Source organism: Nonomuraea salmonea (assembly GCF_042428605.1).
GTDB classification, from domain to species: domain Bacteria; phylum Actinomycetota; class Actinomycetes; order Streptosporangiales; family Streptosporangiaceae; genus Nonomuraea; species Nonomuraea salmonea.
Map to the genome: position 1 here is coordinate 111,246 of NZ_JBHMCF010000008.1, position 18,623 is coordinate 129,868.

At 69.8% G+C, this 18,623-nt stretch carries 22 protein-coding genes; 12 read left to right on the plus strand and 10 right to left on the minus strand.

The annotated features are described in order from the left end of the window. Nucleotides 1–6: 6 nt before the first annotated feature. The 3 genes from ACFFR3_RS07960 to ACFFR3_RS07970 are packed head-to-tail and all read left to right on the plus strand — an operon-like array spanning nucleotide 7 to nucleotide 3,179. Nucleotides 7–912: a carbohydrate ABC transporter permease gene (locus ACFFR3_RS07960; RefSeq protein ID WP_364372940.1), complete on the plus strand. Its 906-nt coding sequence runs from the start codon at nucleotides 7–9 to the stop codon at nucleotides 910–912. Continuing rightward, nucleotides 909–1,754 carry a carbohydrate ABC transporter permease gene (locus tag ACFFR3_RS07965; RefSeq protein WP_345407201.1) on the plus strand — a complete coding sequence of 282 codons (846 nt, stop codon included), beginning with the start codon at nucleotides 909–911 and terminating at the stop codon, nucleotides 1,752–1,754. The genes ACFFR3_RS07960 and ACFFR3_RS07965 overlap by 4 nt, the downstream gene beginning before the upstream one ends. Before the next feature lie 30 nt (nucleotides 1,755–1,784). Continuing rightward, on the plus strand, nucleotides 1,785–3,179 hold the full coding sequence (locus tag ACFFR3_RS07970; protein WP_364372943.1) for an ABC transporter substrate-binding protein: 1,395 nt from the start codon (nucleotides 1,785–1,787) through the stop codon (nucleotides 3,177–3,179). Between the two features lie 156 nt (nucleotides 3,180–3,335). On the opposite strand, the gene ACFFR3_RS07975 is transcribed toward ACFFR3_RS07970, so the two are convergent. From ACFFR3_RS07975 to ACFFR3_RS08000, 6 genes are all read right to left on the minus strand, one after another. Continuing rightward, entirely contained in the window at nucleotides 3,336–4,322 is a 987-nt protein-coding gene (locus ACFFR3_RS07975) for a helix-turn-helix transcriptional regulator (protein ID WP_379482850.1), read from the minus strand. Nucleotides 4,323–4,440: 118 nt separating this feature from the next. Further along, on the minus strand, nucleotides 4,441–5,967 hold the full coding sequence (locus ACFFR3_RS07980) for a DUF1349 domain-containing protein (protein ID WP_379482851.1): 1,527 nt from the start codon (nucleotides 5,965–5,967) through the stop codon (nucleotides 4,441–4,443). Nucleotides 5,968–6,130: 163 nt separating this feature from the next. After that, nucleotides 6,131–7,261 carry a sensor histidine kinase gene (locus tag ACFFR3_RS07985; RefSeq protein WP_379482852.1) on the minus strand — a complete coding sequence of 377 codons (1,131 nt, stop codon included), beginning with the start codon at nucleotides 7,259–7,261 and terminating at the stop codon, nucleotides 6,131–6,133. 8 nt (nucleotides 7,262–7,269) lie between these two features. Beyond that, entirely contained in the window at nucleotides 7,270–7,932 is a 663-nt protein-coding gene (locus tag ACFFR3_RS07990) for a response regulator transcription factor (RefSeq protein ID WP_364372955.1), read from the minus strand. Nucleotides 7,933–8,168: 236 nt separating this feature from the next. Beyond that, nucleotides 8,169–8,417 (minus strand): hypothetical protein, encoded by a 249-nt coding sequence (locus ACFFR3_RS07995; RefSeq protein ID WP_345407225.1) that lies wholly within the window; start codon nucleotides 8,415–8,417, stop codon nucleotides 8,169–8,171. Between the two features lie 366 nt (nucleotides 8,418–8,783). Further along, nucleotides 8,784–9,743, minus strand: coding sequence for a radical SAM protein (locus ACFFR3_RS08000; protein ID WP_364372959.1), 960 nt, complete (start codon nucleotides 9,741–9,743; stop codon nucleotides 8,784–8,786). A 118-nt stretch (nucleotides 9,744–9,861) separates the two neighbouring features. Here ACFFR3_RS08000 and ACFFR3_RS08005 point away from each other — a divergent pair, with 118 nt between their 5' ends. Together ACFFR3_RS08005 and ACFFR3_RS08010 are read left to right on the plus strand one after the other, a co-directional pair. Further along, on the plus strand, nucleotides 9,862–10,185 hold the full coding sequence (locus ACFFR3_RS08005; protein WP_345407234.1) for a DMT family transporter: 324 nt from the start codon (nucleotides 9,862–9,864) through the stop codon (nucleotides 10,183–10,185). Then, nucleotides 10,182–10,739, plus strand: coding sequence for a TetR/AcrR family transcriptional regulator (locus ACFFR3_RS08010; RefSeq protein ID WP_364372962.1), 558 nt, complete (start codon nucleotides 10,182–10,184; stop codon nucleotides 10,737–10,739). The genes ACFFR3_RS08005 and ACFFR3_RS08010 overlap by 4 nt, the downstream gene beginning before the upstream one ends. 339 nt (nucleotides 10,740–11,078) lie before the next feature. On the opposite strand, the gene ACFFR3_RS08015 is transcribed toward ACFFR3_RS08010, so the two are convergent. Next, a complete protein-coding gene (locus ACFFR3_RS08015) occupies nucleotides 11,079–12,023 on the minus strand; it encodes an NAD-dependent epimerase/dehydratase family protein (RefSeq protein ID WP_345407240.1) in 945 nt (314 codons plus the stop codon). Then, the gene (locus ACFFR3_RS08020; RefSeq protein ID WP_345407243.1) at nucleotides 12,020–12,409 is read right to left on the minus strand and encodes a hypothetical protein; all 390 of its coding nucleotides are present in this window, start codon (nucleotides 12,407–12,409) and stop codon (nucleotides 12,020–12,022) included. The genes ACFFR3_RS08015 and ACFFR3_RS08020 overlap by 4 nt, the downstream gene beginning before the upstream one ends. A 146-nt stretch (nucleotides 12,410–12,555) precedes the next feature. On the opposite strand from ACFFR3_RS08020, the gene sigJ reads away from it, so the two are divergent. The 6 genes from sigJ to ACFFR3_RS08050 all read left to right on the plus strand — a co-directional run bounded on the left by sigJ (nucleotide 12,556) and on the right by ACFFR3_RS08050 (nucleotide 16,505). Beyond that, nucleotides 12,556–13,431: an RNA polymerase sigma factor SigJ gene (gene sigJ / locus ACFFR3_RS08025; protein ID WP_379482853.1), complete on the plus strand. Its 876-nt coding sequence runs from the start codon at nucleotides 12,556–12,558 to the stop codon at nucleotides 13,429–13,431. Between the two features lie 56 nt (nucleotides 13,432–13,487). After that, the gene (locus ACFFR3_RS08030) at nucleotides 13,488–13,781 is read left to right on the plus strand and encodes a DUF952 domain-containing protein (RefSeq protein ID WP_345407249.1); all 294 of its coding nucleotides are present in this window, start codon (nucleotides 13,488–13,490) and stop codon (nucleotides 13,779–13,781) included. Nucleotides 13,782–13,790: 9 nt separating this feature from the next. Continuing rightward, nucleotides 13,791–14,165 (plus strand): nuclear transport factor 2 family protein, encoded by a 375-nt coding sequence (locus ACFFR3_RS08035; protein ID WP_364372973.1) that lies wholly within the window; start codon nucleotides 13,791–13,793, stop codon nucleotides 14,163–14,165. A gap of 788 nt (nucleotides 14,166–14,953) precedes the next feature. Beyond that, complete coding sequence (locus ACFFR3_RS08040; protein WP_364372976.1) at nucleotides 14,954–15,388, plus strand: hypothetical protein; 435 nt, start codon at nucleotides 14,954–14,956, stop codon at nucleotides 15,386–15,388. A gap of 533 nt (nucleotides 15,389–15,921) precedes the next feature. Continuing rightward, the gene (locus ACFFR3_RS08045) at nucleotides 15,922–16,140 is read left to right on the plus strand and encodes a hypothetical protein (RefSeq protein WP_379482854.1); all 219 of its coding nucleotides are present in this window, start codon (nucleotides 15,922–15,924) and stop codon (nucleotides 16,138–16,140) included. 110 nt (nucleotides 16,141–16,250) lie between these two features. Beyond that, complete coding sequence (locus ACFFR3_RS08050; RefSeq protein WP_345407257.1) at nucleotides 16,251–16,505, plus strand: hypothetical protein; 255 nt, start codon at nucleotides 16,251–16,253, stop codon at nucleotides 16,503–16,505. 321 nt (nucleotides 16,506–16,826) lie between these two features. On the opposite strand, the gene ACFFR3_RS08055 is transcribed toward ACFFR3_RS08050, so the two are convergent. Continuing rightward, nucleotides 16,827–17,675: a glycoside hydrolase family 16 protein gene (locus tag ACFFR3_RS08055; protein ID WP_379482855.1), complete on the minus strand. Its 849-nt coding sequence runs from the start codon at nucleotides 17,673–17,675 to the stop codon at nucleotides 16,827–16,829. 136 nt (nucleotides 17,676–17,811) lie between these two features. On the opposite strand from ACFFR3_RS08055, the gene ACFFR3_RS08060 reads away from it, so the two are divergent. Further along, nucleotides 17,812–18,006, plus strand: a complete 195-nt coding sequence (locus ACFFR3_RS08060; RefSeq protein WP_345407263.1) for a hypothetical protein — start codon at nucleotides 17,812–17,814, stop codon at nucleotides 18,004–18,006. 106 nt (nucleotides 18,007–18,112) lie between these two features. On the opposite strand, the gene ACFFR3_RS08065 is transcribed toward ACFFR3_RS08060, so the two are convergent. Next, complete coding sequence (locus ACFFR3_RS08065) at nucleotides 18,113–18,484, minus strand: hypothetical protein (protein WP_364372984.1); 372 nt, start codon at nucleotides 18,482–18,484, stop codon at nucleotides 18,113–18,115. Between the last annotated feature and the right edge of the window lie 139 nt (nucleotides 18,485–18,623).

Genomic DNA, 18,623 nt, shown 5'->3' on the forward strand with positions numbered 1-18,623 from the left:
ACGACCATGCAAGCGCGCGCTATCAGTCAACGGGGACCGACGGGCGAGCGCCGGTTAGCACTGCTCTACCTCGCGCCCTCACTGCTCATCTTCGCGATCTTCGTCTTCTACCCCCTCGGCAGGACCTTCTACCTGTCCACCATGGGGACCGACATCATCGGCCGGGCCAACAAGTTCGTCGGCCTGGACAACTTCACGGCCATGTTCTCCGACCCCGCCTTCTTCAAGGCGATCGGCACGACCGCGTTGTTCGTCCTGTTCACGGTGGTGCCGGCGATCCTCGGCGCCCTCGCCGTCGTGCTGCTGCTGGAGTCGCGCATCAGCGGGCAGCGCATGTTCCGCACGGTGTTCGCGCTGCCGTTCGCCTTCTCGGTCGCGACCGCGTCGGTGATCTTCGCGCTCATCTACAACCCCGCCGTCGGCATGGCCAACGGCATCCTCAGCCACATCGGCGTGGAACGCATCGGCTGGCTCACCGAACCCGACCTGGCCCTCATCTCCGTCTCGATCACCACCGTCTGGATGACGCTCGGCTACAACGTGCTCGTCCTGTCGGCCGGGGTCGGCGCCATCCCCACCGAGGTGGTGGAGGCGGCCAGGCTGGACGGCGCCACCGGATGGCGGCTGCACTACCGCATCACCATCCCCATGCTGTCGCCGCAGCTGTTCTTCCTCATCGTGATCTCCACGATCCACGCGCTGCAGAGCTTCGGCCAGATCCACATCCTCACCAAGGGTGGCCCCGACGGCGCCACCTCCACGCTCGTCTACTGGATCTACGAAAAAGCCTTCAGCTACGGCTCCTCCGACTTCGGCACCGCCAGTGCCGCCGCGATCGTGCTGCTGGTCATCGTGCTGATCTGCACGGGCATCCAGTTCGGCGTGCTGGAAAGGAAAGTCCACTACCGATGAGCCGCTCTTCCACCACCTCATCCTTCACGAGCAAGCTCGTCGTCTACGTCGTGCTCGGCGTCTGCGCCCTGCCGGTGGTCTTCCCGCTCTACTACGCCGTCGTCGGCGGCATCATGACCCCCAGCGACCTGGCCAGCTACCCGCCCAAGCTCATCCCGACGGCGATCGACCTCGGCAACTTCACCTCGGCGCTCGACACGATCCCGCTGGCCCGCCAATACCTCAACTCGGCGATCCAGACCGGCATCGTCACCATCTGCCAGCTGCTGACCAGCGTCCTCGCCGCCTACGCGTTCGCGTTCCTGCGCATGTGGGCCAAGACCGCGATGTTCGCGCTGTTCATGGTGACCCTCATGGTGCCGTGGGAAGCGATCATCCTGCCGAACTACCTGCTCATCTCCGACCTGGGCCTGACCAAGGGACCGCTCACCTACCTCGGGCTGACCCTGCCGTTCCTGGCCCACGCCTTCGGCACGTTCCTGCTGCGGCAGTCGTTCCTGCAGTTCCCCGTCGAGGTACGCGACGCCGCCGTCATGGACGGCTGCGGCCACCTGCGCTTCCTGTGGCGCATCCTGCTGCCGCTGTCGAAGCCGGCCATCGCCGCCGTCGGCGTCTACGTCTTCATGACCACCTGGAACCAGTACTTCTGGCCCCTCATCCTCGGCAACGACGACAGGTACAAGACCCTGCAGATCGGCGTGTCCATGCTGAACGACGCCGAGTCCTCCAGCCCCACGCTCATCCTGGCCGGGGTCACCCTGGCCCTGCTCCCCACCCTCGCACTCGTGATCTTCGGACAGCGCTTCATCATCCGCGGGCTCACCGCGGGCGCGGTCAAGTGACCTCCTCGAACCAGAAACGGAGTTCCCCCCATGGCATCACCCCGAACCCGGCAGCTGCGCGGCGCACTGGCCGTCGCGGCCGCGCTGTCACTCACCCTGGCGGGCTGCGGCAGCGACGGCGGCTCAGGCGAGGGCGGTGAGGCCGCCACCGCCCCCGGCCCCGACGCGATCACCGAACCCGTCGAGATCGAGTTCTGGCACTCCATGAAGGAGAAGAACGAGCTCGCCATCAAGGCCATGGTGGACGACTTCAAGAAGGCCAACCCCAACATCACCGTCAAACCGGTCTTCAAGGGCGACTACGACCAGATGATCGTCGCCTACAAGCAGGCCGTCCAGCAGGAGGCCACCCCGCCGCTGGTGCAGATCTACGACATCGGCTCCCGCTTCATGTACGACGCCCAGCAGGTCGTGCCGATGTACAAGTTCATCGAGGCCGACAAGTTCGACCAGAACGCCAACATCGAGCCCAACATCGCCAGCTACTACACGATCAAGGGCAAGCTCTGGTCGATGCCGTTCAACTCCTCCGCGCCGCTGCTCTACATGAACGCCGACGCCGTACGCAAGGCCGGCCTCGACCCCGACAAGCCACCGGCCACCCTCGACGAGATCGGCGAGTGGGCCAAGAAGCTCACCGTCAAGGAGGGCGGCACGGTCAAGCAGTACGGCTTCAACGCCGCCCTGTACGGCTGGTTCGTCGAGCAGCTCACCGCCCAGGACAACGCCGAGTACTGCGACAACGGCAACGGCAGGAACGGCCTGGCCACCAAGGTCAACTTCGGCGCCGGCGCCGGCCCCAAGTTCGCCGAATGGCTGGGCACCCTGGTCAAGGAGGGCAACGCCACCAACACCGGCCGCCCCACCGACCAGGCGCAGAACGCCTTCAAGACCGGCACCGTCGCCCTGCACCTGGAGTCGACCTCCGCGCTCGGCGGCTACACCCAGGCCGCCGAGGGCAAGTTCGAGCTGAAGACCGCGCCGTTCCCCAAGCCGTCGGCCTCCTCCACCGGCGGCACCATCATCGGCGGCGCGTCGCTGTGGATCGACGCCGTCGGCCACAGCGACGCCGAGAAGCGCGCCGCCTGGGAGTTCGTGAAGTTCTCCAACACCCCCGAGCAGCAGGCCAAGTGGCACGCCGCGACCGGGTACGTGCCGGTCAACCCGCAGGCCAAGTCCAACGACGACCCCAACTTCCAGGTCGCGGTCACCCAGCTGCGCGCCCAGCAGCCGTCGCCGGCCACCTCCGGCTGCCTGCTCGGCATCATGCCCGAAGCCAGGAAGGCGGCCGAGGTCGGCCTGGAGCAGGCCGTCCCGGCGGGCGCCGGCCAGGAGCCGAAGACGTCGGCCCAGCAGGCGATGCAGGCGGCGGCCGACGGGCTGCAGCAGGCCATCCAGAAGTACAACGCCAACGTCGGCCAGTAGCGCCGCGCCCTTGAGTGCGCGGCGCCGTCCCGGCCCGCGGATCACGGCCGCGCTCCCCGGCGCTCGTCCGGGGAGCGCGGCCGCGCTCATGCCGGGAGCCAGCCGGTGAGGTGGTCAGGCGGGGCTGGTCAGATAGGGGCGGTCAGATAGGGGTGGTCAGGCAGGGTCGCCCCAGCCGCGGCGGGCGGCCAGCAGCCCCGCCTGGAACCGGGTACGCGCCCCCAGCAGCTCCATCAGCTCGCTGACCCGCCGATGCACCGTACGCAGGCTCACCCCGAGCTGCCGCGCCACCGCCTCGTCCTTCAGCCCGGCCGCCAGCAGCGTGAACAGCTCAGGATCGGGCGAGGCGTCACCGCCGCCGGCGGGGGAGCCGGACGGGAGCGGCAGCGCCGCCCGCCACAGCACCTCGAACAACGCCACCAGCGCGTCCACCAGCATCGAGGCGTGCACGATCACCGCGCTGTCGGCATGCGCCGACTCCGTGGTGCTCAACGGCAGCATCGCGCACGCGCGGTCGGCGATGGCCAGCTTCATCGGCACCTGCGGGCTGATCCTGGCCTGCTCACCGGCCGCCACCGCCTCCTGCGCCAGCCGCAGCTTGCCGGGGACCTCCAGCGCCGAGACGTCGTAGATGCCCCGCACCACCACACCACGCGCCAGCCGGTCGATCTCCTCGGCGTTCTGCTCGCCGGGATCCGACGCGTACGGGGGACGATCGAGGACCAGCAGCTCCTCGGCCGCCGTCTGCTGCAGCTGCGTGAACCGCTGCACCACGGCCGCCTGCCCCCGCACGACCTCCACCAGCTCCTCCGGCGACTGGTTCTGCGTGCTCGGCGTCTCGGCGAGCAGCGCGATCGAGGCCAGCCTGGCCTGGGCCAGCCCTTCCTCCCTGCGCGAGATGAGCGCGGCCACCGCCACGTCGGGCCTGGTCGCCAGGAACCGGGCCGGGCGGCCCGCCATCCGGCTCACCAGCCCCAGCGCCTCCAGGCGGGAGAGCGCGCGGCGCAGCGCCACCGCCGTACGGCCGGTGTGCTCGGCCAGCTCCGGCAGCGTCGTGCGCGGGTGGCGCAGCAGGTCACGGTAGAGCCGCTCGTCCTCGACGTCGACCCCGACCGCCGCGAGCGCGTTGTCGCCGGCGTCCATCACCCTCCGCTGCTGTCGTATTCATGGCACGTCACAAACCTGCCACCGTCGCGCCAAGCGTAGGCGATCACGTCACCGACAGGACAGACCGGAACGGATACGGACGTGAAGACCACGATCACCCTGGGCACCGCCGCCGCACTCGCGACGCCGCCGCGAGCGTGATGGCGGCATACCCGCAAGCCACGGCCAACCCCGCCCAGGGCGGGAGCGGGTAGTAGCCTCCGAGCAGTGACTGCGGTACGTCCACATGCGCGAACGTGGGCACGCTCTGTGTGATCGCGAACCCGGCGGCAGGGGTGATCACCAGCAGCCACGGTGCGAGACCCGCGACCGCCAGGAAGTACGGCACGATGACCAGCGCGATGGCCAGCCCGCCGGCGACGACGGCCCGCTTGACCAGCGCGGCCAGGCCCACAGCCAGCACGGCGGAGGCCGCGGTCAGCGCCGCGTGGCCGACGATCACTCGCAGCCCGGTGCCCAGGGTGAGCGGCTGGGTCGGGTTGTCGTTGGCGCGCAACAGCGCCAGTCCGGCAGGAACCACGACCGCCGAGGCCACCAGTCCCGTCACGAACGCGACCGCGCCCATCACCGCGGCCATCACCACGACCTCGGCCGCCGGCAGCCGCCCCGGGCGTCCCGGGCGTCCCGGCGGGCCGGTCCCGACCAGCGCGCGCCTGCCTGACGCCGTGACGAACGTGACCGCCACCACGAGCACCGGGATCAGCCCCAGAGCCCCGCCGATCAGCATGAGGTCGGCGCGCAGCCCGCCCTCCACCGTGGCGGGCCCGATGTCACCGCCCCCGGTGACGATCAGCTTGTCGCCGGACTCGACGGCCCCGCCCGGGTGATGCGGGGTCTTGCCGTCGGATTCCATGGCGACGCCGACGTCGTCGTGCCGCCACCTACCGTCGGCGCCCTTCAGGTCGATGTGGTCGAAGGTGGCGGTGGCCTGGGCGAAGGCTTGCGCCATGTCCCACAGGGCCCCAGGCGAGGTGGCGAACAGCCCGATCTCGACCGTCTCCGGCAACCCGGCCAGCTTGACCGTGCCGACCTCGCTCCACGCCTGGCCGTCGTCTGACTCGTATCCGGTGATGGTGTCGCCCGACCTGGTCAGCCGCAGCCACTGCGGGCCGTTGTGCGGGCCGCCTGCCACGTCGTGGATGTAGTCGTGCTGCATCCGGACGCCATGGGCTCCGGTGAGCATGACGGCGGCGTACGGTGTGCCCTGCTTGAGGCTCTGCCTGACGAGCAGCCCGGCCTTGGCCCATGGCACCGCCCCCTCCATGACGTTGCGCACCCCGGGAACGACGTCCGGCAGCCGGATCTGCCCGGTCAGGTCCGACACCCGGGCGGTGATGCTGCCGTCCCCGGTGAGCGGCTGGTGCACGAAGTAGTACTTGTCGCTCACCGCCGTGCCGTCGGGCCCCACCAGCGGCGCGGGACAGGGGCCCTCTCCCTTTCCGGTCACGCAGGTGCTGCGGGCACCCCCGGCGATCAGCAGCCCGAGCGACACGGTGACCAGCACGGAAGCCGCCATGGCGAACACCCGGCCCCGCACAGAGAGGAACGCGGCCCACTCCGTGCGCAGTGACGCGGAGAAGCCGGCCCGCCGGCCGGTTCGGTGAGGTGTGAAGGAACTCATGCCGACCGTTGTACGCGGCACCCGGTTCCGCCACGGTCGCGGCCGCTGCGACCGGGCTGCGACCGACCGGTCCATGCCGGCACGAGGCCGGCACGAGGCCGGCACGCGCCGCGGTACCGCCTCCAGCGTTCAAGTGCGGGTGGCAGGTGCCGCCCCCGCGCAGTCAGTCGTCCCCAGATGTCAGGAACGGTTCGGGGGATCCATGTGCGAACCGCACGGTGATGGACAGGCCCCCTCCGGGGCGCGCGCCGGCGGTCAGAGTGGCGCCGTGAGCCCGCGTGACGGCATGAACGATGGCCAGGCCGAGACCGTAACCCTCGCCGCGGCCGTGACGATGGCCGTGACGATCGGGCGCCAGCTTCTGGAAGGGCTGGAAGAGGCGCTCGACCTGGTCGCCGGGGATGACCGGCCCGGTGTTGGTGACCGTGAGGGCCGCCTGCGTGCCGGAGGTCCGCGTGGTGACCTCCAGGTGCCCGCCCTCGTGGTTGTGGCCGATGGCGTTGTCGATGAGGTTGGTGACGAGGCTTTCGATCAGTCCCGTGTCCCCGGCCGTCACCGCGGGCGAGAGATGTTCGGCCAGGCCGATGCCCTTCCGCGTGACTCGGTCGCGGCGGGAGGCGAGCACCCCTTCGACGACGTGGGCCAGGTCCAGGGTGTCCCAGCGGGTGCCGCCGCGCTCGCTGGTGGCCAGGTCCAGCAGGGCCTGGACGAGCCGCTCCTGGTGCGCGCCGAGAGCCAGGGCCTCCTGACAGACCGAGCGCAGGGTGCCGGTGTCGGCGCCGGGGTCGGCGAGGGCGACTTCGAGCAGGGTACGCAGCCCGGCCAGAGGGGTGCGCAGCTCGTGGGAGGCGTTGGCGACGAAGTGACGCTGGGCGTCGAAGGCGGCCTGCAGACGGGCGAACAGGCCGTCGAGGGTGTGGCCGAGCTCGGTCAGCTCGTCCGTGGGCTCGCCGAGGTCGAGACGCCGGTGAAGGTCTCCGGCGGAGATGACGTTCGCGGTGGCGGTGATGGCGCGCAGCGGTTGCAGGAACCGGCCGGCGACATACCAGCCGAGAGCCAGGGCGACGGGAATCAGCATGACCAGCGCGACGGCCGATCCCATGAGGAGCTGGGACAGGCCGATCCCGGGCCCGGTTTCGGTGACCGCGCTCGGCGAAGGCCGGCCCTTGGGGACGGCCGCGTCGATGCTCGCGAGCGGGACGACGACCAAGACGAGCACGAAGACCCCGGCGGCGTAAATGCCCGCCGCGTAGGCGAGCGCGAGCCGCTTCTGCAGGGACCTACCGGCAAGCATCCGGCAGATCATGACGGCCCGATGCGGTAGCCGCCCTCGCGGACGGTCTCGATCACCGGCGGGTCGCCGAGCTTGGCCCGCAACCGGTGCATGGTGTGCTTGACGGCGCTGCTGAAGGGGTCGGCGGCCTCGTCCCAGACGCGTTCGAGCAACTCTTCGGCGGAGATGACCACGCCGGGTACGGCGAGCAGGCATTCGAGCAGGGCGAACTCCCTGGGGCTCAGGTCAAGCCGCCGGCCGGCCCGGAACGCGACCCGGCGGGCCGGATCGAGGGTGAGGTCCCCGCATGCCAGCGTGGGCGGCAGCGGCGGCGTGGCGCGGCGCGCCAGGGCACGGACGCGAGCGACCAGCTCGGCGAACGCGAACGGCTTGGGCAGGTAGTCGTCGGCGCCGAGACTGAGCCCGGCGACGCGATCCTCGATCGTGCCGGCCGCGGTGAGCATCAGCACGCGGGTGTCGCAACGGTCGCGGGCGAGCCGCCGGCACACCTCGTCCCCGTGGACGCCCGGCAGGTCACGGTCGAGGATCACCACGTCGTACCGGGTGCCGGCCAGGCGTTCAAGGGCGGCGGTCCCGTCCAGGACGACATCGACGGCCATGCCCTCGCGGCGCAGCCCGGTCCCGATGGAACGGGCGAGGACCTCGAAGTCCTCGACGACGAGGACCCTCACCGCCACTCACCATCGGCCGTCACGCGGGCAGGGCCGCCGGGTCGAGATGCCATGCCGTCAACGATGCCAGATCCCCGGTCGCAGCCCGGTCGCAGCCGCCGCGACCTTGGGTCGCCATGCCGCCGTACTCATTCAGATCAGGAGGATGAACCCGTGGCGGCGATCAGGGACGCTCCGCGAGGAGAATCCTCGCGGAGCGCCGGATGCGCGGGCGCCGGTCGAGCGCCCAGCCGCATTTACTCGTCGTCGTCGTCCTCTTCGTTGCAGTACTCGGTCCTCCACTTGCCGTGCTTGTAGCACTGCTTACACCAGTCGCCGTAGATGGTCTTCCAGCGGCACTTGGCCGCGGCGTTTCCCGGTGCGGCGCTCTGCGCAACGGCGGTGCAGTCCGCGTCGGTGCCGGTGGCCGCTTGAGCGGTGACGGGGCTACTGATCACCAGGGCGGACGAGGCCACGGCCATGGCGATGAGAAGTCGTTTCACCATTGGTTGCTCCTGATGGAGGGAAGAGTTCCAGGTCCGGCCTGGAACAGTCGAAGCGTCGTTCACGGATGTACGAATGTCGCCGCGACGGCGCTATGAACAATTTCCACGCTAACGACGGCCGCCGAAATCGTCCCCCCACCAGCGGCAAAACTCAATTTTCGAACAATCGGCCCTATATTTCTTCCGAACGAAACCAACGAATATCGCCGCGCGGACGGCATTGAAAGGAGAGCCGCTACATCACGTGCACACGGCGACACGAAGCCCCGCGTCGCCACGCCGCCTGAGATGATCTTCTCTTCCCCCGCCGGGCCACCCCGACGCCGGGCTTGCTGAATGATTCGGGAAAGGGTTTCACCAGCAGCCCTACACCAGCGCCAGCTGAGCCGCCTTCGGCTCACGCCGCACCGGCTCAGGAGCACCGCACGCCATCCCGTACACCCGGCACAGCTGCGCGATCTGCCCCGTGATGCGCTGCTCGTAGCCCTCCGACGGCGACCCCGCCCGGTCGTACAGCTCCTCATACCGCTCCACCAGCGCCGGATGCGCCCGCCCCAGCCACTCCAGATACCACTCCCGCGTCCCCGCCGGCAGCCGCAGCACCACCGGCTCCACCACCCGCGCCCCCGTCGCCGCGATCCGCCGCACCGTCGCCCCCAGCTGATCGGCCGCGTCACTCAGCAACGGCAGCACCGGAGCCATCAGCACCCGGCACTCCACCCCCGCCTCCACCAGCGCCGACACCAGCTCCAGCCGCGCCTGCGCCGTCGGCGCGCCCGGCTCGACCGCCCGGCGGATCCGCTCGTCCACGAACGCGATCGACACCGCCACCCGCGCACCCGCCCGCGCCAGCAACGGCGCATCCCGCATCACCAGCGCGCTCTTGGTGTAGACCGTGAACGGCGTCCCCGACGAAGCCAGCGCCCCGATCACCCCCGGCATCAGCCGATACGTCTCCTCCGCCGCCTGATAGCAGTCACCACCCACCCCCACCGCCAGCTCCTGGCCGTCCCACCGCGCAAGCTCCGCCCGCAACCGCTCCACCACGTTCGGCCGCACCACGATCCGCTCGTCGAAATCGGCCCCCGCACCCAGCCCCAGCCGCCGATGCCCCGCCCGCGCACCGCACCCCCGGCACGCATGAGCACACCCGCGATAGGGGGAGATCGCCCACTCCTGAACGATGCCCGCCGCCGGCGGCACCCGCTCGATCACCGTACGGGCCTGCATCTCATAGAAACCGCCACGCACCACCGCACGCCGCTCGATCAGCGGCCGATCATCGGCAGCCTCGTCATCGACCAACGCCAGCACGTCCCAACCCACGCCACCCAGTGGAACACGTTTTCGACAGCGTTTTCAAGCAGTTCCGCCAACGCGGGCCCCGGGGGAGAAGAGCCCTAAAATTCGGTACGCCCGTACCACTTCACTCCGGGAGACCCCCATGGCCTGGCTCCTGCTCGCCCTCGCCATCGCCTCAGAAGTCCTCGCCACCAGCGCACTCAAACTCTCCAACGGCCTGACCCACCTCGGCTGGAGCATCGTCGTCGCCGCCGGCTACCTCACCTCCTTCGCCCTGCTCGCCCGCGTACTCAAACTCCACCTCGACATGGGCACCGCCTACGCCGTCTGGTCCGGCGCCGGCACCGCCGCCATCGCCCTCATCGGCGCCGCCTTCATGGGCGAGACCCTCACCGCACTCAAGATCGGCGGTATCCTCCTCATCATCGCCGGCGTCGTCGTCCTCAACCTCGCAGGTGGCCATTGACCACACACCGCAGCCCCGCCCAAGACCGCAGCAGACGCCGCCGCGCCACCCTCCTCGACGCCGCCGTCCACCTGCTCACCCACGGCGGATTCGCCGCCGTCACCCACCGCGCCGTCGCCCACCACGCCCGCCTGCCCCTGGCCGCTACCACCTACTACTTCACCTCACGCGACCAGCTCATCGCCGAAGCCTTCGCCCAGCTCGTCGACCGCGAACTCGCCACCATCCGCACCTGGATCACCCGCCACGGCCCCCACCGCCTCCTCGACCAGGTCGCCGCCGCCGACCACACCCGCCAGCTCGCCCTGTGGGAGCTCTACGTCCACGCCGGCCGCGACCCCGCCCTGCAGGCCATCGCCCGCCGCTGGAGCGACGGCTGCCTGCGCATCCTCGCCGACACCCTCCGCCTGCCGCCCGACGACCCCCGCCTGCGCCTGCTCTACACCACCGTCTCCGCCCTCTGGCTCGAGCACCTCGTCGAACGCCGCCCCCTCGACGAAGCCCGCACCCTGCTCACCCTCGCCATCGAGCACGCCATGATGGGGTGCCGGTAAGAAACGTGTCATAGGCCCTGAACGAGCGTTGCTGCGGGAGCAACGACCACTTGAACCTGCGGAGCCCGAAGCCCCGAAGGCCGGGTGGTCGTGATGGGCCGGGTCGAGGCCCAGCGTTCCGCCCAGCGCCCAGCAGGACCAGGCCAGTCCCAGCCCGGAGGCCACACCAGGAGGCCCGCACCCACCCAGGAAGAGAAGATCACCGGCATGGCCGGCAGCCGACGGCCCCCTCGCCGGGCCAGCGCCAGCTCCAGCGCGATTCCGGTCGTCGCCATGACCACGGTAACGACTGGTCCTGCTGCGCGTCCTGGAGCCCGAACGGGTCCACCTCCGCTGGGCTCAGTGGGCACTGGCCGTCCTTGCGGCCAGAGCGGCCAGACCGTCGCGGCAGGAGGGGTAGCGGGGCGTCCAGCCCAGCTCGCCGATGGCGAGCCGGTTGGACAAGCGGATGTGAGTGGTGACCATCAGGCTGCGCACGTACGGCAGGGCGGCGAGGAGCCGGCCTGGCACCCGCCGGGGAGGAGGCGCCCCCGCAGCATGCGCGACGGCGCGGAAGTAGGCCTCGAAGGTCACCGGCTGATCATCCACGATGTTGTACGGCTGGCCGGGGCGCCCACGGTGCAGTGCGGCGAGGGTGGCCGAGGCGGCGTCGTGGATGTGGATCAGCGAGACGGTACCGCTGGGGCTCGGGGCGGGCAGCCGGCGTCGCCGGGCGAGGTGGATCAGCCGCCGGGTGGCGGGCTCCGGACCGTAGAACATGCCATAACGCAGGGCGACGCCGTCGATGCCCGGCGTGCCGAGGACCTGGTCCTCGTTGCTGCGCAGGGAGATCATGTGCCGGTCGAAGCCTTTGTGGCCGGTGCGAACGGCGAAGGGGTGGTCCTCCTCCAGCAACCGCTCGCCGTGATCGCAATAGCCGTATCCGAGGAAGAACGACTGGGTGAGGAAACGGCGGGCACCGAGTTCGGCCGCGGCACGCAGCAAGTGGGCGGTGCCCCGCTCGCGCAGTGCGTCGGTGGCGTACAGATGTCGGTGCAGGAACGGCACGCCGGTGATGGCTGTCGCCTGGTGGATCACCGCGTCGGCCCGCCGGCCCTCCAGGGCGGTCAGCAACTCCTCGATGTTCATGATGTCGGCTCGCACCGGCTGCGCGCCCAGCGCGGCCAGCTGAGCCGCGCCGGCCGCGGACCTGGTCAGGCCGAGCACGTGATGTCCCTCGGCCAGCAACATGGGGATCAGGGCGGAGCCGAGTGCGCCGGTCGCGCCGGCCAGCAGGACCCTCATGATCCCGCCTCCGCCTGGCCGCGCAGCTGCCGGATCCGTGCGATCCAGGCCGCCAGCGCCGCCGCGGAGACCGCCAGCAAAATCCATGGGTCGGAGGCGTTGCCGCCCAGCGGCAGGTCGAGAGCGTGATTGACGGCGTGGAAGGTGTTGGTGAACACGAAACCGGCCAAGACCACGGCCAGGACGTCGCGCCAGCGCAGGGCGCACAGCATCATCAACCCGATCCCGATCTGAAACACGCCCGCGTCGTGCAGGAAGTGCACGTGATTGGGCCAATTGGCGAAGCGGGCGAAGCCGGCTGGATCCAGCCGGGCCCAGCATCCGGTGCTCAGCATGGTCAACGCCGCCAGCACCACCACGGCCTTGACCAATCCGTCCTTGGACATCTGTCATGGTTCCTTTCCTTGCCTCTGCTCATGAGAGGCGTGGCGCGCCCCGGAGCGTGACATGGACGCCGTGTGATCCAGGGCACATGTCACATCTGGGCCGCGAATCCTCTTATATGGGCAGGACATGGCGTTTAAGGAGACAGATGGCCGCCGCGGACACCACCTTCAACCAGCACAGGAACCTGCTGTTCACCCTCGTCTACGAGATCCTGGGCAGCGTGCACGACGCCGAGGACGTGGTGCAGGAAACCTGGCTGGCCTGGGCCACCGTGGAGGCCGACCAGATCGAGCACCCCAAGGCATACCTGGTGCGCATCGCCGTACGGCAAGCGCTGGCACGCTCGCGCCGTCTGCGCGCGGCTCGGGAGGACTACGTGGGGCCCTGGCTACCGGAGCCCCTGCTCACCGCAGCCGACCCCGCCGAGGCCGCCTTCCAGGCAGAAGAGCTGACCTTCGGCCTGCTGGTGGTGCTGGAGACCCTCTCTCCGCTGGAACGGGCGGCCTTCGTGCTGCGAGAGGGATTCGGCTACGAGCACGCCGAGATCGCCCGCCTCCTGGAGCGCTCTCCCGCGGCGGCCCGCCAGCTGATCCACCGTGCCCGCGAGCACGTCCAGGCGCGGCGGCCGCGCTTCCCCGCAGACCCCGACCTTGCGCGCCAGGCCGCCGAGCGTTTTCTGGCCGCCACGCTCGGCGGCCACCTCGGAGATCTGATGGATGTCCTCGCCCCCGACGTCACCCTGTGGACCGACGGCGGCGGCGCGGTGCCGGCCGCCCTGCGCCCGGTGAACGGGGCAGCCAAGGTGGCACGCCTACTCGCAAAGCTCGGCCCCCGCTATGGTCACCTGCGCGCCCGCTGGCTCCACGACAGCCAGCCCACCGCGCTGCTGACGGCTGAGGATGAGCTGCTCGCGGTGCTGGTGTTGGACCTGGACGCCGTCACCGGCAGGACGCGGCACATCTACGGCATCGTCAACCCTGGGAAACTCACCCACCTGTCGCCGGCCACCAACTACGTGTAATCGCTGCCGTCCCCGGCGTGCGCGACCTCCCTTACCGGCACCCCATAATGAGGTCCGTGATCCACCACCTCGCCCTGCACGCCGACTGGCAGCACGCCCAGAACGCGGGGGAGTACCGCATCTCCACCCTCGGCCGCACCCTCGACGACGAAGGCTTCATCCACTGCAGCCGCGACCTCGCCCAGCTGCGCACCGTCCACGACACCTTCTACGCCGACGTCACCGAGCCGCTGCTCGTCCTCGACATCGACCCCACCGGCCTCGACGTCCGCGTCGAGAACGGCTACCCCCACCTGTACGGGCCCCTGCCGCTGACCGCCGTCACCGCTGCCCGCCCCTACACGCCCTGAAGACCCGCCATGGACACCAGGACCGCCGCCCAGCGCTTCGCCGACACCTGGCAGCACGGCTGGACCCACCACGACACCGGCGCCATCATCGCCCTCTACCACGACGACGCCGAACACCTCAGCATGCCCTTCCGCCCGCCCCACCGCGGAAAGAAGGCCATCGCCGACTACATCACCTGGTCCTTCAGCGGCGAGACCGACCCCCACGTCACCTTCGCCACCCCGATCGTCGACGGAGACCAGGCCGCCATCGAGTTCCGCGTCCACGCCCACGAGGACGGCCGCCCCGTCACCCTCGCAGGCTGCGTCTTCGCCCGGTTCACCCCCGACGGGCTCGCCATCCGCACCCGCGACTACTGGCACACCACCGACGGCCACACCTGACCGCCGGCCGTCGACCGGTCAGCGCACCACCCGCACCGGCACCCGCCCAGCAGGAACCGACGCTGCAGGAACCGGCCCAGCAGGAACCGGCGCGGGGGAGGGCTCCCGCCGGGGCTGCGCCTGCACCCGAGGCTGCGGCCGAGTCGGCTGTGCCTGCTGCTGCCCCGGCTGCTGTGGCTGCCCCTGAGGCTCCGGACGCGCCTGCTGCCGCGCAAGCCGCTGCTCCTGCTCGGCCGCCTGCCGCTCCGCGCAACCACCCGCGCAGTATCCGTTCGTCACGATCAGCCGACCGCGCAACGTCGTGTACGCATCCTTCCCCGAAGCGGGCAGAACCCCCCGGCACACCGGGCATAACACCGACTCAGTCCCCACGTGCTGCTCCTCTCGCGGCGCGAATAGCAGGAGCTCCACCCTAAACGCCACCCCCCGCGGGCGACACCCAATCAACATAAAGTCAAATGCACCGTCAATGCCCCGGCCAGCGTGCCCAGGCCGCCGAAACCCCCGCTCAACACCCCCGATATCACCCTGCGCACGCACCTCGACACGGCTAAAAAATCTTCACACCCGGCACACCCATCACACGGGCAGGGGAGAGGCACCCCACCCCGCCGACCAGCACCCATCACGCTCCGCACACCGGCCCCACCTGCGAGAAAACGGCAAAACCCGCTATTTCCCGACTCCCACTGCGCACAACCGCACAATAAGCACCCACATTACGCACACAAACACCGCCAAATGTGCGCCACCTCACAAAACCCCAAATTCCATGTGATTCTGAAGCAATGGCGCACCCACCCCCACAACCGCCCACCACCCTCACCATCGCCACCACACTGGCCGCCTCCACCGCCGCCGCCTGGGCCGCCCTCCACCTCACCCCCGGCATCCACCTCGACGGCCCACCCGCACATCAGGCCCAGGCCATCGCCATCACCGCACTCCTCCTGCTCGCCACCGCCCTCGGCAGCCGCATCACCATCGACCACACCGCCGCCCGCCGCAACACCCCCGCCCACCTTCACCCCGGAATCCTCGCCATCTCACTCCTGCTGACACCGGCCGCCCTGTGGCTGTCCTCCCAGCTGTGCACCGCCCTCGGCCTGCCCCTGCGCATCGACGGCCCCGCCGCCCTCCTCACCGGCTGGCTCGTCATCGCCGCCGTACGCCTCCTCACCGGCGCCGCACTCAAACTCCTCACCCAGCGGACCCCAACCTGAGGACGAGACCCCTCACCCTCCAGAACGAGACACGATCACCCCTCAGGAGCGACCCCCGGCCGCCACCCTCCTCACCGACCGCCCCCACCGGTCTCCGCATCGACGAACTCATCGCCTTCAGGGGAGGAGTAGCACTCGGACTCCTCACCGAATACGCCCTCTTCCGCCGCCGCCGCCCCTAAAAAGGGGACACCCTCACCCTCGCCAGACTCGGCGACGTCGTACAGAACCGGGGGAGCGCCACTCAACCCCTACGCACTGCTCACCTCACTCACCGTAGTCACCGTCTTCTTCCTGCACGGCACCGCCTTCCTCAACCTCAGAACCACGGGGGAGTCACACCAACGCACCCGCCGCACCTCACGCGCACCGTCACCCGCGCCGCACCCCTCACGATCGCGCTCCTGGCACTCCTGCTCGGCGCGCGCCGCTCACCGGTATCACCCTCACGCCCGCCGCCCCCATCCCGGGCCTCGCCGGGCCGGTCCGCGGCCGTCGCGGCGTGGCTCGCGCTGGGGAGGGGACGGGACGGGATGACGTTCGCCGCCACGCTGGTCACCGCCGCGTCCCTGCCATTGACCGCCGGGGGACTCATGACCGGCTCGCCGCCGCAGGACGTCGCGGACCCCGGCGCGCTCGAGCGGCTGGCCGTGGTGGCGCTGCCCATCGTCCCGCTGCTGCTCGCGGCGCAGGCGCTGCTGGGGTGGGTGCACCGGCGTCGGGTGAGCGGGCGTACGGTGGCGTTCTTCTGACAGCCCCTGCGGGAGAGGCCCCCAGAACGGTCTACTTGACATAATGTTCATTATCAAGCAACGAGCAACCCCGGCGAATAAAGCCCGCACACCCGGGCAGACGCCTGCACATGCCCGCCCTCGCCATCTCCACACCGAGCCTCGTCGCGATCACCGCAGTGGTCACCGCCGCAGCCATCTGGCTGATCATCTTCGCCGTCCGGCTCACCAGGAACCCGCGTAACCGGCCGACGATCAGCATCAGCCTCGTCGATCAAGCACGAGAGCTGAAGGCGGCCGGCCAGATCCAGGAAGCCGTCTTCCTCGTACGCGGCGAAACCGGCATGAGCCAGCGCGCCGCCGCACGCTTCGTCAACCGTTTATGACCCCCGGCCCCCGCTTCCGGCCACCCTCACCCTCGATTCCGATACCAGACAGAATGTAGGTTCTGTCTGGTATAGCGCATTTCATCCCGTTCATGCCGATTTAGCGTCGTATGGCCGGGACACGTGATGACGTCTCCTTGCGGCGCTCGGCATGGACGCGGCGAGTGGATCCCCCGGGAGAAGCCGGTGTGAAGGCGGTGCCCGCGCGCCAGAGGCGATGCAGGAGCGCGGGCAGGTCGCGTCCGGGCCGAATTACAGGGGTGCTCCCCTACCCCGGCAGGCTCGCGGACGGGAGCTCCCCTCGCTTCAGGTCACGGACGGTCACCAGTTACAAGTGCGGCCAAACCAGACATTCCGGGCTTGGAAGGTGGTGTCGCCGGTGGGGCCGGGTTGCTGGGGCCATTCGGGGTCGCCGGGTTCGACGCCGGAGGCCCAGGAGCCCATCTGCAGGTTGATGATGAGGTATTGCGGGATGCCGGCCCAGCCGACGCCGCGGTGGGTGGCCTGCCATTGGCCGTCGAAGTAGTAGTCGAGCAGGACGTCGTCGCCGTCCTTCTCCATCCAGAGGCGGTAGCGGTGCCAGGCGCCGGGGTTGGTGACGGGCAGGGGGGTGCGTTCTGCGGGGTCGTTCTCGCCGGCGGCTTTGGTCCAGGTGTTGAAGAGGTTGGTGGAGTCGCCGACGTATTCGAGGATGTCGCTCTCGGGGGGCCAGTCGGGGTAGATGCCGGTGGTCCAGAAGGCGGGCCAGATGCCTTGGCCGGTCTGGGTGCGGAATTCGCCTTCGATGTCGTACTCGGGGAACTGGTCGTTGATGAGGATGGGGGTGGTGGCGTGGACGGCGCCGGAGTGGTACCAGATGGGGGCGTTCGGGGTTGAGGGGCTGTTCTCGGTGCTGGTGGTGAGGCGGGTGGCGGTGAGGGTGAGGGCGCCGCCGGAGAGGGTGGCCTTGCTGGGGAGCATTTTGGCGGCGCCGTTGTGGTATTGGCCCCAGGGGTAGCCGTGCTGCCAGCTGTCGGTGAAGCTGGCCTGGTCGTCGAACGACGTCTTTTGGACGATGTTCTCCCAGGTGGGGGCGGCGGCGCGGGCGGGGGTGGCGAGTCCTAAGAGGCCGGCGGCTGTTGTGGTGCCGAGGGTGAGGAGGGTGCGGCGGTTGATGGTGGGGTCGGGCATGTGGCTCCTTTCTTGATCATTATCAGTCGTACGGTAGAGGGTTTCGGGGTGTGGTGGGTGCGGTAGCTATGAGTCACTTGTCATGACTCATAGTGATTGGACGGGATCATGTCTCGTGTCAGTGTCGTCGCGCGCTGTGTTCGCGTTCGGCGCCGTGCTGCCGGTGGGTGTCGCGTCGGCTGCTTCCGCTGAGGTGCTTCGGGCGGGGACGGTCACGATCGCCGACTGTGTGATCGGGGCCGGGATCGTCATGCCGAGTTCGTCGAGTCCGACGCGGCTGGTGTGTGTCGGGGGTCTGCACAACGGCAAGCCGGTGGGCGGTATCGCCTGATCGCCCGGCGGGGTGGGGTGGCCGCTTCCGCGGGGCGGTCGCTGACCTTGCAGGAGGCGGCGGTGTGTCCCGGAGCGGCTGTTGGGGCGGGTGTGGGCTTGAGCGGTCAGGTGAGGGTGACGTCGCCGCCCGCGGGGTGCTGGCAGCGGCCATGGGGGCGGGGGCGATCGAGTTGGCGGCATTCCCAGGTGGTGCCGTCGACGTTGACGGTGAAGTTGGGGAGGTCGTCGCCCGGTGTGGGGCGGTTGCGGTGGTAGGCGTCGGCGACGTGGCGGGCGGTGGTGCAGGCGGTGGCGGGTTGGGTGGGGAGGTCGGCGGTGATGTGGAGGCCGGTGGGGGTTCGGCCGCAGTCGGTGGTGCGGGCGGCTGCGGGTGGTCGGGCGGCGGTGTCGTGAGCTGGTGGTGTGGTGGTGCAGGCGGTGGTGCAGATGGTGGTGAGGGTGAGGGTGGCGGTCAGTGTGGTGAGGGTGGTGTGCATGGTGTGTCCCCCTTCTCTGGTCAGGATGCGGGGTGACGACGGGTGGGTGGGTGTGGTGGTGGTGAAGGTCGGTTCAAGGGGTTTTGGGGGTGCGGGAAGTCGGGGTGGGCGGGCGGGTTTGGATCGTGGTGGGGCGGGG

Excerpts from the sequence above, each read along its gene's own strand:
- ACFFR3_RS08035 (WP_364372973.1), top strand. The coding sequence starts at position 13,791 with ATGGACACCAGGACCGCCGCCCAGCGCTTCGCCGACACCTGGCAGCAC.
- ACFFR3_RS08055 (WP_379482855.1), bottom strand. The coding sequence starts at position 17,675 with ATGCCCGACCCCACCATCAACCGCCGCACCCTCCTCACCCTCGGCACC.
- ACFFR3_RS07995 (WP_345407225.1), bottom strand. The coding sequence starts at position 8,417 with ATGGTGAAACGACTTCTCATCGCCATGGCCGTGGCCTCGTCCGCCCTG.
- ACFFR3_RS08040 (WP_364372976.1), top strand. The coding sequence starts at position 14,954 with ATGGCGCACCCACCCCCACAACCGCCCACCACCCTCACCATCGCCACC.
- ACFFR3_RS08005 (WP_345407234.1), top strand. The coding sequence starts at position 9,862 with ATGGCCTGGCTCCTGCTCGCCCTCGCCATCGCCTCAGAAGTCCTCGCC.
- ACFFR3_RS08065 (WP_364372984.1), bottom strand. The coding sequence starts at position 18,484 with ATGCACACCACCCTCACCACACTGACCGCCACCCTCACCCTCACCACC.
- ACFFR3_RS07960 (WP_364372940.1), top strand. The coding sequence starts at position 7 with ATGCAAGCGCGCGCTATCAGTCAACGGGGACCGACGGGCGAGCGCCGG.
- ACFFR3_RS07975 (WP_379482850.1), bottom strand. The coding sequence starts at position 4,322 with ATGGACGCCGGCGACAACGCGCTCGCGGCGGTCGGGGTCGACGTCGAG.
- ACFFR3_RS08050 (WP_345407257.1), top strand. The coding sequence starts at position 16,251 with ATGCCCGCCCTCGCCATCTCCACACCGAGCCTCGTCGCGATCACCGCA.
- ACFFR3_RS07985 (WP_379482852.1), bottom strand. The coding sequence starts at position 7,261 with ATGCTTGCCGGTAGGTCCCTGCAGAAGCGGCTCGCGCTCGCCTACGCG.
- ACFFR3_RS08015 (WP_345407240.1), bottom strand. The coding sequence starts at position 12,023 with ATGAGGGTCCTGCTGGCCGGCGCGACCGGCGCACTCGGCTCCGCCCTG.
- sigJ (WP_379482853.1), top strand. The coding sequence starts at position 12,556 with ATGGCCGCCGCGGACACCACCTTCAACCAGCACAGGAACCTGCTGTTC.
- ACFFR3_RS07970 (WP_364372943.1), top strand. The coding sequence starts at position 1,785 with ATGGCATCACCCCGAACCCGGCAGCTGCGCGGCGCACTGGCCGTCGCG.
- ACFFR3_RS08045 (WP_379482854.1), top strand. The coding sequence starts at position 15,922 with ATGACGTTCGCCGCCACGCTGGTCACCGCCGCGTCCCTGCCATTGACC.
- ACFFR3_RS08020 (WP_345407243.1), bottom strand. The coding sequence starts at position 12,409 with ATGTCCAAGGACGGATTGGTCAAGGCCGTGGTGGTGCTGGCGGCGTTG.
- ACFFR3_RS07965 (WP_345407201.1), top strand. The coding sequence starts at position 909 with ATGAGCCGCTCTTCCACCACCTCATCCTTCACGAGCAAGCTCGTCGTC.
- ACFFR3_RS07980 (WP_379482851.1), bottom strand. The coding sequence starts at position 5,967 with ATGAGTTCCTTCACACCTCACCGAACCGGCCGGCGGGCCGGCTTCTCC.